The sequence below is a fragment of the Nitratidesulfovibrio liaohensis genome (assembly GCF_011682075.1).
Lineage (GTDB): Bacteria > Desulfobacterota > Desulfovibrionia > Desulfovibrionales > Desulfovibrionaceae > Cupidesulfovibrio > Cupidesulfovibrio liaohensis.
Genome location: NZ_VSMK01000041.1, coordinates 1 through 8720, shown reverse-complemented (window position 1 = coordinate 8720; position 8720 = coordinate 1). Strand labels below are relative to the sequence as shown.

The 8720-nt window shown below is 66.6% G+C and carries 8 protein-coding genes; 6 read left to right on the top strand and 2 right to left on the bottom strand.

The window, feature by feature from the left end:
* From FVW27_RS01890 to nifB, 5 genes are all read left to right on the top strand, one after another.
* Nucleotides 1-454 (top strand): NifB/NifX family molybdenum-iron cluster-binding protein (locus tag FVW27_RS01890; protein WP_279586588.1); only part of this gene is annotated, 454 nt, incomplete at its 5' end.
* Nucleotides 455-478: 24 nt separating this feature from the next.
* Entirely contained in the window at nucleotides 479-781 is a 303-nt protein-coding gene (locus FVW27_RS01885; protein WP_167122244.1) for a (2Fe-2S) ferredoxin domain-containing protein, read from the top strand.
* A gap of 206 nt (nucleotides 782-987) precedes the next feature.
* Nucleotides 988-2412 carry a nitrogenase iron-molybdenum cofactor biosynthesis protein NifE gene (nifE, locus tag FVW27_RS01880; RefSeq protein ID WP_167122242.1) on the top strand — a complete coding sequence of 475 codons (1425 nt, stop codon included), beginning with the start codon at nucleotides 988-990 and terminating at the stop codon, nucleotides 2410-2412.
* A gap of 10 nt (nucleotides 2413-2422) precedes the next feature.
* A complete protein-coding gene (locus FVW27_RS01875; RefSeq protein WP_243838150.1) occupies nucleotides 2423-4084 on the top strand; it encodes a nitrogenase component 1 in 1662 nt (553 codons plus the stop codon).
* 158 nt (nucleotides 4085-4242) lie between these two features.
* The gene (gene nifB / locus FVW27_RS01870; RefSeq protein ID WP_167122240.1) at nucleotides 4243-5526 is read left to right on the top strand and encodes a nitrogenase cofactor biosynthesis protein NifB; all 1284 of its coding nucleotides are present in this window, start codon (nucleotides 4243-4245) and stop codon (nucleotides 5524-5526) included.
* A gap of 281 nt (nucleotides 5527-5807) precedes the next feature.
* On the opposite strand, the gene FVW27_RS01865 is transcribed toward nifB, so the two are convergent.
* Both FVW27_RS01865 and FVW27_RS01860 read right to left on the bottom strand, forming a co-directional pair.
* Entirely contained in the window at nucleotides 5808-6503 is a 696-nt protein-coding gene (locus FVW27_RS01865) for a molybdopterin-dependent oxidoreductase (protein WP_167122238.1), read from the bottom strand.
* Between the two features lie 603 nt (nucleotides 6504-7106).
* On the bottom strand, nucleotides 7107-7643 hold the full coding sequence (locus FVW27_RS01860) for a rhodanese-like domain-containing protein (protein ID WP_243838149.1): 537 nt from the start codon (nucleotides 7641-7643) through the stop codon (nucleotides 7107-7109).
* A gap of 252 nt (nucleotides 7644-7895) precedes the next feature.
* On the opposite strand from FVW27_RS01860, the gene ilvN reads away from it, so the two are divergent.
* Nucleotides 7896-8378 (top strand): acetolactate synthase small subunit, encoded by a 483-nt coding sequence (gene ilvN, locus FVW27_RS01855; protein WP_116308146.1) that lies wholly within the window; start codon nucleotides 7896-7898, stop codon nucleotides 8376-8378.
* Nucleotides 8379-8720: the final 342 nt, after the last annotated feature.

The following is an 8720-nucleotide window of genomic DNA, read 5'->3' as shown; positions in this document are numbered from 1 at the left end:
CACGGACCCGGGATGCGGCGAACCCGTGGCCGTCACCGCCGGTTCCGGCCTGCCGCTGCCCGGCGGCGACCGCCCGTACGTGGCCGTGGCCAGCAGCGACGGCTTTGACGTGGACGAACACCTTGGGCACGCCCGCCAGTTTCTGGTGTACGGGCCCAAGGATGGTCCTGCGTCCGGCCCCTCTGCCGATCGCATGACCGGTCCCGTGGAACTTCTGGGCGTGCGCCCGGCCCCGCCCGCCGGTTCCGGCGACGCCCGCTGGGAGGCGCTGGCCGCCGTCCTGTCCGACTGCGCCTACCTGCTGGTGTCCAGCGCGGGCCAGCGGCCCGTGGAATACCTGGCGGGCAAGGGGCTGCGCGTCATCCAGACCGAAGACAACATCGAGGGCCTCGTGGACGTGCTCTACGGGGGTGGCAAGAAAGGCAGGAAACGCGGCAAGGGCCGCACAGTCTAGGTATTGCAAGGGAGAGGAAGGACCATGCCCAAGCCGACGCATCAGATTCTCGTATGCCAGAGCTTCCGTCACAAGGGCGAACCCAAGGGCGTCTGTTTCAAGCAGACCGACGGGTTCCTGCAGTACCTCGAAGAGGAAATCCTTGATCGCGGCCTGGACATCCTGGTCACCGCCACCGGGTGTCTGAAGGCCTGCGAGGAAGGCCCCGTCCTCGTGGTGCAGCCGCAGAACTGGTGGTTCAAGGGCGTGGACAGCCACGATGCCATCGATGCCATCCTCGACGGCATCGAAGGCGGCGAACCTAATGCCGATTACCTGATGTACTAAAGCTTTTCCGGGGGAGGGGGAGCTTTGCGGCAGCCGTTGGCGAGCTTGCGAGCCTTACGGATGGCGACCGCAGAGCGTGAAAGCTCCCCCTCCCCCGGCCCCCCCACCCCCGCAAACTTTTTATTTGGGGGTCCGCAAGGAACAGCGGGAAACGCCACAGCCGGACAACACAAGATTTCGCGCAGCTACGACAAAGGGGAAAGACCATGACCACCGCAACCGCACCCAACGTTACCGCCACGGCAGCATGCCGCGACGCGGATCTTCTGGACGAACGGAAGAAGCAGGTGCACCGCGCCGGGCAGGGTCCCATCGACATGGCCTGCAACCGCGAGAGTCTCGCGGGGGCCGTCAGCCAGCGTGCCTGCGTGTTCTGCGGCTCGCGCGTGGTGCTGTACCCCATCGCCGACGCGCTGCACCTGGTGCACGGTCCCATCGGCTGCGCCGCCTACACCTGGGACATCCGGGGGGCGCTTTCGTCCGGGCCGGAACTGCACCGCCTGAGCTTTTCCACCGACCTGCAGGAAAAGGACGTCATCTTCGGCGGCGAAAAGAAGCTGGCCGCCGCACTGGACGAACTGATCGACCTGCATAAGCCCAAGGCCGCCTTCGTCTACTCCACCTGCATCGTGGGCCTGATCGGCGACGACCTGGGCGCCGTGTGCCGCAAGATGTCGGAAAAGAAGGGCATCCCGGTCATTCCCGTGCAGTCGGAAGGCTTCAAGGGCAACAAGCGCGAAGGCTACCTTGCCGCGTGCAAGGCCATGTTCCAGTTGGTGGGCACCGCGCCCACGGACAGCGTTTCGCCCCTTTCCGTGAATATTCTCGGCGACTTCAACCTGGCGGGCGAAATCTGGATCGTGCGCGGGTACCTGGAGCGCATGGGCATCCAGGTGGTGGCCAACATCACCGGCGATGGCCGGGTGGACGACATCCGCCGCTGCCACGGCGCGGCCCTGAACCTGGTGCAGTGCAGCGGGTCCACCATGGATCTGGCCAGGATGATGAAGGAAAAATACGGCACTCCGCACCTGCGCGTGTCGTACCTGGGCATCGAGGACATGGCCGATTCGCTCTACGCCGTGGCTGAACATTTCGAATCCGTGGACCCCGGCATCGTGGAACGCACCCGCGACCTGGTGCGCGAGGAATTGGCCGCCCTCATGCCGCGGCTGCGCGACATCCGGCGCGACCTTTCCGGCAAGCGCGCCGCCATCTACGTGGGTGGTTCGTTCAAGGCGTTCTCGCTGATCAAGGCCTTCCGGCACATCGGCATGAACGTGGTGCTGGTGGGTTCGCAGACCGGCACGCAGGAAGAATACCGGGAACTGGAAACCGTGTGCGACCCCGGCACCGTCATCATTGACGACGCCAACCCGCTGGAGCTTTCGCACTATGTGCGTGAGCTGGACGTGGACGTGTTCGTGGGCGGGGTGAAGGAACGCCCCATCGCCCACAAGCTGGGCGTGGGCTTCTGCGACCACAACCACGAACGCAAGATCGCCCTGGCCGGTTTCGAGGGCATGTACAACTTCGCCCGCGAGGTGCACGCCTCGGTCATGAGTCCCGTCTGGCGGTTCGTGCCCCGCCGGTCCAGGCGCGCCGCCAGCCCCGCTGGCGCGGATGCATAGGGGGTGTGCCATGACGCTTGATTTGATTGAACTCGACGGCACGTGTGCCGGTAGCGATGCCGTGTCCGGCTCCTGCGCCTGCGGCGGTAGCTGCGCCGATGGCGGCTGTGCTGACGACTGTGCAGACGGCTGCGGCTGTTCCGAAGCGCCGGAAGCTGATGCTGACGATTGCGGCCCGGCCTCGGCGGCTCTCTTGACGCCGGTTGCCCTGAAGGCTGCCCCCTCCACCGGCGGCGGCAAGCCCGGCAAGACCCCGCGCCCCAAGCGCCCCGACTTCGTTTCCACCACCAACGCCTGCAAGCTGTGCACGCCGCTGGGGGCCATGCTGGCCTTCCGGGGGGTGGAGGGCGCGGTGCCCTTCCTGCACGGTTCGCAGGGCTGTGCCACCTACATGCGGCGCTACGTGATCAGCCACTACCGCGAACCCATGGACATCGCCTCGTCCTCGCTGGGAGAAAAGCAGGCCGTATACGGCGGGGGGCCCAACCTGAAGAAGGGCATCCTCAACGTCATGAAGAAGTACGACCCCGCGCTGGTGGGGGTTGCCACCACCTGCCTCACCGAAACCATCGGTGATGACGTGGGCGGCTACCTGCGCGAATTCCGCAACGAATTCGGCGATCTCGGCCTGCCGGAAATCGTCCACGTGCACACGCCCAGCTACAACGGCACGCACATGGAAGGCTGGAACGCCGCCGTGCGCGCCCTGGTGGACCAGTTGGCCAAGGAGCGGGTGGAACCCCACGGCAAGGTGGCCCTGCTGCCCGGCTTCGTTTCTCCGGCGGACCTGCGCCACCTGCGCGACCTTGTCACCGACTTCGGCAGCGACGTGGTGATTCTGCCCGACCTGTCCGACCCGCTGGATGGCCCGGCGCTGGAAGACTACACCCCGCTGCCCGAAGGCGGCACCCCGCTGGCCGACATCCGCGCCCTTTCCGGGGCGGCGGCGGTCATCGAATGCGGCCGCTCGCTGGCCATGACCCCGACCGGTCCATCCGGCTCATCCGGTTCCACCGGCTCATCCGGCTCCGCTGGCCCGGCCACTGCGGGGCGGGTGCTGCACGAACGCTTCGGCCTGCCGCTGCACGCCGTGGGCCTGCCCATCGGCCTGCGCGAAACCGACGCCCTTGTCGCCGCGCTGGAGGCCGTCACCGGCAAGCCCTTGCCCCGCAGGCACGAACTGGAGCGCGGGCGGTTCGTGGATGCCCTGGTGGACGGCCACAAGTACGTGTCCGGCAAGCGCGCCGTGGTCTACGGCGAGGCGGATCTGGTCATCGGCCTCGTCTCCTTGCTGACCGAGATCGGCGTGCACACCGTGCTGGCCGCCACCGGCACGCGCGGGGCGCATCTGGCCGAATCCATCGCCGCCGTCACCGAAGGCATGCTGCCCGCAATGCCCACGGTCATCGAGGGCGCGGACTTCGAGGAAATCGCGGACACGGCGGAAGGCCTTTCGCCCGACCTCTTGGTGGGCAACAGCAAGGGCTACCGCTACGCCCGGCAGTGGAACATCCCCCTCGTGCGGGCGGGCTTTCCCATCCACGACCGCTTCGGCGGCCACCGCCTGCTGCACGTGGGCTACGCCGGTGCCCAGGCCCTCATGGACCGCATCGTCAACGCCGTCATCGAGAAGACCCAGAGTGATAGCCCCGTCGGCTATTGTTACCTGTAGGACCCCGAATGGGTCTTTCGCCCGTAGGCGGCGTCAAACGTCGCCTGCCATATCGGTCGAATAGCGCAAGAGTATACTCCCTCATGCCAGGCTCGTTTTCCTGGCCGACGAACGAAATCCCTCATTCGGGGATACGCTTTAAAGCGAAGGAGACCGCCATGAAGCCGCTGCGCACCACTCCTCCCGGCCATCCGTGCTTTGATCGCAACAGCGCCTCGTCCTGCGGTCGCGTCCATGTTCCCGTGGCGCCCAGGTGCAACATCCAGTGCGGGTACTGCAACCGCAAGTACGACTGCGTCAACGAATCGCGCCCCGGCGTGACCAGCGCGGTGCTTTCGCCGCGCCAGGCCCTGGAGTACGTGGACAAGGTGCTGGCCGCTGACCCGCGCATCACCGTCATCGGCATCGCAGGCCCCGGCGACCCCATGGCCAACCCTGCGGAAACGCTGGAAACGCTGCGCCTGATCCATGAAAGGCATCCCGAACTGCTGTTCTGTCTCTCGTCCAACGGCCTTGGCCTGCCGCCGCATCTGGACCGGCTGAAGGAACTGGGCGTCACCCACGTCACCGTCACCATCAACGCGGTGGACCCGGCCATCGGCGAAAAGCTGTATTCCTGGGTGCGCGACGACAAGGTGGTCTGGCGTGGCCGCGAGGCGGCGGAACTGCTGCTTGCGCGCCAGCTGGAATCGGTGCGCGGCCTTGTGGAGCGCGGCCTGATCGTCAAGGTGAACACCATCCTGGTGCCCGGCGTGAACGACCACCACGTGGAAGAGGTGGCGCGCGTGGTGGGCGAACTGGGGGCCACCATCCAGAACATCATCCCGCTGAAGCCCACGGCGGATACCCCGCTGGCCCACCTGCCGGAACCGGACGCCGCCGCAGTCAACGCGGCGCGCAAGGGCGCGGGCGGGCACATTTCGCAGATGACCCACTGCAAGCGCTGCCGCGCCGATGCCGTGGGCCTGCTGCACGAGGACAAGTCCGCCGAGATGGCCGAAACCCTGCGCGCCTGCGCCGCCGCCAAGACAGAAGAGGCAGAGCGCCCCTACGTGGCCGTGGCCACGCGCGAAGGCATGCTGGTCAACCAGCACCTGGGCGAGGCCGCCCGGTTCCAGATTTGGGGGCAGGGGGCCAGTGGCTTCTATCTGGTGGAGGAACGCCTTGCGCCCAGGCCCGGCTGCGGTCCGGAACGCTGGAAGCAGGTGGCCCATACCCTGCGCGATTGCCGCGCCCTGCTGTGCGCCGCCTTTGGCGCGCACCCGGAAGGCATACTGGTGGCCGCCGGGGTGCGCCCGGTGGAAGCCTCCGGCTTCATCGAGGATGCGCTGGAGGTGGTCTTCGGCAACGGCAACACCGCCGCGCTGCGCGGTCGCAAGGGCGGCGTGGGCAAGGCCTCGTGTGCCGGGGGCGGGTGTCGCGGCACTGGCGAAGGCTGCTGAAGGGAACCTGCCTGCCCGGTTCAACTGCTGCGCCCCGCACTGGCTGTGGCCGTACTGGCAGCGGTGAACGGGCAGCGGCTGGACTGGCAGGCACGTCAGGCACGCGGGTGAGCGCCCGCGTGCCTCGCGTTTCCGGGCGCGATGCCCCGCGCATCTCCCGAAATGCACGGATCGGCGGGCCCGGTGCCGTGGCCGGTGAAACCCGGTTTGCGACTATCCCGTAGCGACGCCCCAGGGTTGTTGCGCGTTGCCATTGTCCTGGCGGTTGGTGACGGCGCCCTCTAGTGGCGCTCCTCCTTCCATGGATCGGCGGAGTTGCTGTACCCGCGCGTTTCCCAGAATCCGGGTTCGTCCTTGCTGACGATTTTCAGGCCTTCCACCCACTTGGCGCTTTTGTAGAAGTACCTGTCCGGCACCACGGCCCGCACCGGCGCGCCATTTTCGGCGGGCAGGGGCTTGCCGAAAAGGCGATACGCCAGAATGGCGTCGGGCTTTGCCGCTTCCGTCAGGGGGATGCTTGTGGTGTAGCCCCGTGCCGCCTCGATGACCAGAAAACCCTTGGATATGGCTGGCTGGGCATGTTCCACGAGGGTGGACAGGCGAACCCCGGTCCATGTGGAATCCAGCAATGTCCAGCCCGTGACGCAATGGATGTCACAGGTGGTATCAACCTGTTCGAATTCAAGAAAATCCGTGAAAGAGAGTGTCACGGGTTTGTTGACCTCGCCGTGGATGCGAAGTTGCCAATTCGTGGTCGTTGCCTTCCCCGGCGTGCCGCCCATGTCCGGAATGTACTCGATGGGAGCCTGTCCGGGGGGGATGCGCGGCCTGCCGTCCTTTCTGAACTTCTTCTCCGTGGCGCTCCAGGCGGGATCGGCAAGCACCATGAACGTGCCGGGCAGGCCGATGCTGACGATGGCGCCGGCCGCCACGCCCAAAAACGTGCGACGGGTGAGCGGGGGGGTATGTCTGGACATGGCATCTCCTTGCGGTGCCGGTTGAGTGTCGAGCGGGGCTGTCTGCCTGCGTTGCCGCGAGGGTGGAGTGTGCCCCGTGGCGTCGCGGGCCTGGGTGGCGCGGTTCATGATACGGAAATCCGGCATGGCGGACCATTTTGCCGGGCAGGGGAATGCGCTGGTGAGAGTGCTGCTTTATGTAAGGTGTGCGCCATTCCGGAGGCAGGTGTCCAGTTTTTTCTCGAAAGGGACGCGGAGTGCGGCGCTGCGGAAGTGCATGCCGGGGCGGGGCTTGCAGTGCGTGGGGCAGGCGAATGCCATGAAGGCAAGCGGCCAGTGCATGCGCGGGAAAATGGCGCACAAGGGGGGAAGGATGAGGGCAATGCCCTGTTTTTTCTATCAGGACGGAATCATTGCGGATGGTGGCTGCAGGTCGGGAGTCGCCGCAGCCGGGGGGGCAGTGTGCTGTTGCTGTCTGATGCTGTTGCGCCATTCATGCATGGCGATGCAGGCTGCGGGCATGAAAAACGGCGGTTCACCCGAAGCGGGAGGGCCGCCGTCCGTTTCGTGCCGGGCTGGAGTGGAATTGGAGCGTGACCGGAGCGGGGCCGGACGGGTCGGGTCTCACTTTTCCAGCGGCAGGCCCGCCGCGTTCCAGGCCAGCGTGCCGCCGTCCATGTGCAGGACCGACGTGAACCCCAGTTCGCGGAACACCTCCAGCGCCTTGCCGCTACGGTTGCCGGACCGGCAGTAGACGAGATAGGTGCGGTTGCGGTTCAGCGAGCGAACCCGGTCACGGAATTCCGGCGAGGTGAAGTCGATGTTCCGCGCGCCCTGCAGGTGGCCTTCGGAAAACTCTCCGGGGGTACGCACGTCCAGCACCATGAAGGCGTCGTCGCCCCGGCGCTGTTCCATGATGGCGGCGGCTTCCTGCGGGGGCACGTCGCGCCAGCCGGTAGCCTGCCCGGCGGTCTGTTGAGCGGCCCTGACAATGTCGGGCGCTACCCGTGGCAGCATGGCCTGCACCGAGTACGCCGCCACGCACAGGGCGGCCAGCCACAGCAGCATGGTGCGCAGCGTGGTGCGCTTGCGGGCGTATGGGATGCGGGCGTGTTCCGCGCGTGGGCTGAATTCTTCGTCGGGTTCGGGACGGTAGGTCATGGCGGCTCCTGCTGCGGGCAAGGCGGTGTGGCCGGAACGGGCGGCGCGGCGGGGGAGCACGCCGTCTGCCGATGGCTAGCCATAGATAGGTCCGCGCCGTCCGGCTGGCAACCGTGGCGATATGCCGCCTGCGCCCAGCGTCCTCTTGCCTGCTTCGCCGCCGGTCACGCATTGCCAATATCCGGTCAAGCCGTTGCGCGAAGCGCCACCGTCGCGCTATGCTCCACCCCATCGATACACGGGAGCGCCGCCATGAAACATACATTGTCCGTGCTGGTGAAAAACAGGGCCGGGGCCGTGGCCGAGGCCACCGACGTCTTCCGGCGCCGGGGCATCAGCTTTCGTTCCATATCCTGCGCCGAGACCGAGGATTTCGACGTCTCGCGCCTCGTGCTGACCGTTGAGGACCACGAGGCCGAACTGGAATCCATCGCCGACGAACTGCGCGCCCAGGACGTGGTGGCCATGGTCGAGGACCTTTCGCGCCGCGACTTCGTGGACCGCGAACTGGTGCTGGTGAAGGTGGACGTGACCCGCGAGACCACCACCCAGATCATGCAGGTGTGCGAGGTGTTCCGCGCCAGCGTCATCGGCATGGGCCAGGAAACCATGACCGTGGAAATGACCGGCGACACCCAGAAGGTGGATGGCTTCATCCGCATGTTGCGCCCCTTCGGCATCCGCAGTCTGGCGAGGACTGGCGTTGTTGCCATGAAGCGCGGCGACGACGACTAGCAGGGGCGGCGATTTTGCCGGATCGCTGCGTCAGCCGCCGTTTCCGCTCCGGTCACGCACCAAAGAGTGCGCTTCCATCGCGGAAACGCCGTCTTCCTTGCGCTACGGCAAACTTGCCACCCCTGCTGAAGTGATGTTCTCGCCGTCCCCTCTTTAGTGCGGCCTCGTTTTCCCTTTCCCGTTCACGACGTCCATCTCCAGCGGAGCATGCCGGTTTGACCACTGAAGCAAAGATTTGCCAGGGCCCGCACACGGGCGGGCAGGGGCCGCGCAGCCTCGACCAACTGGTTGCGCGCGTGGCCGCCTGCGGGGCGCGCCCGCGCATCGTTCTGGCCGCCTGTG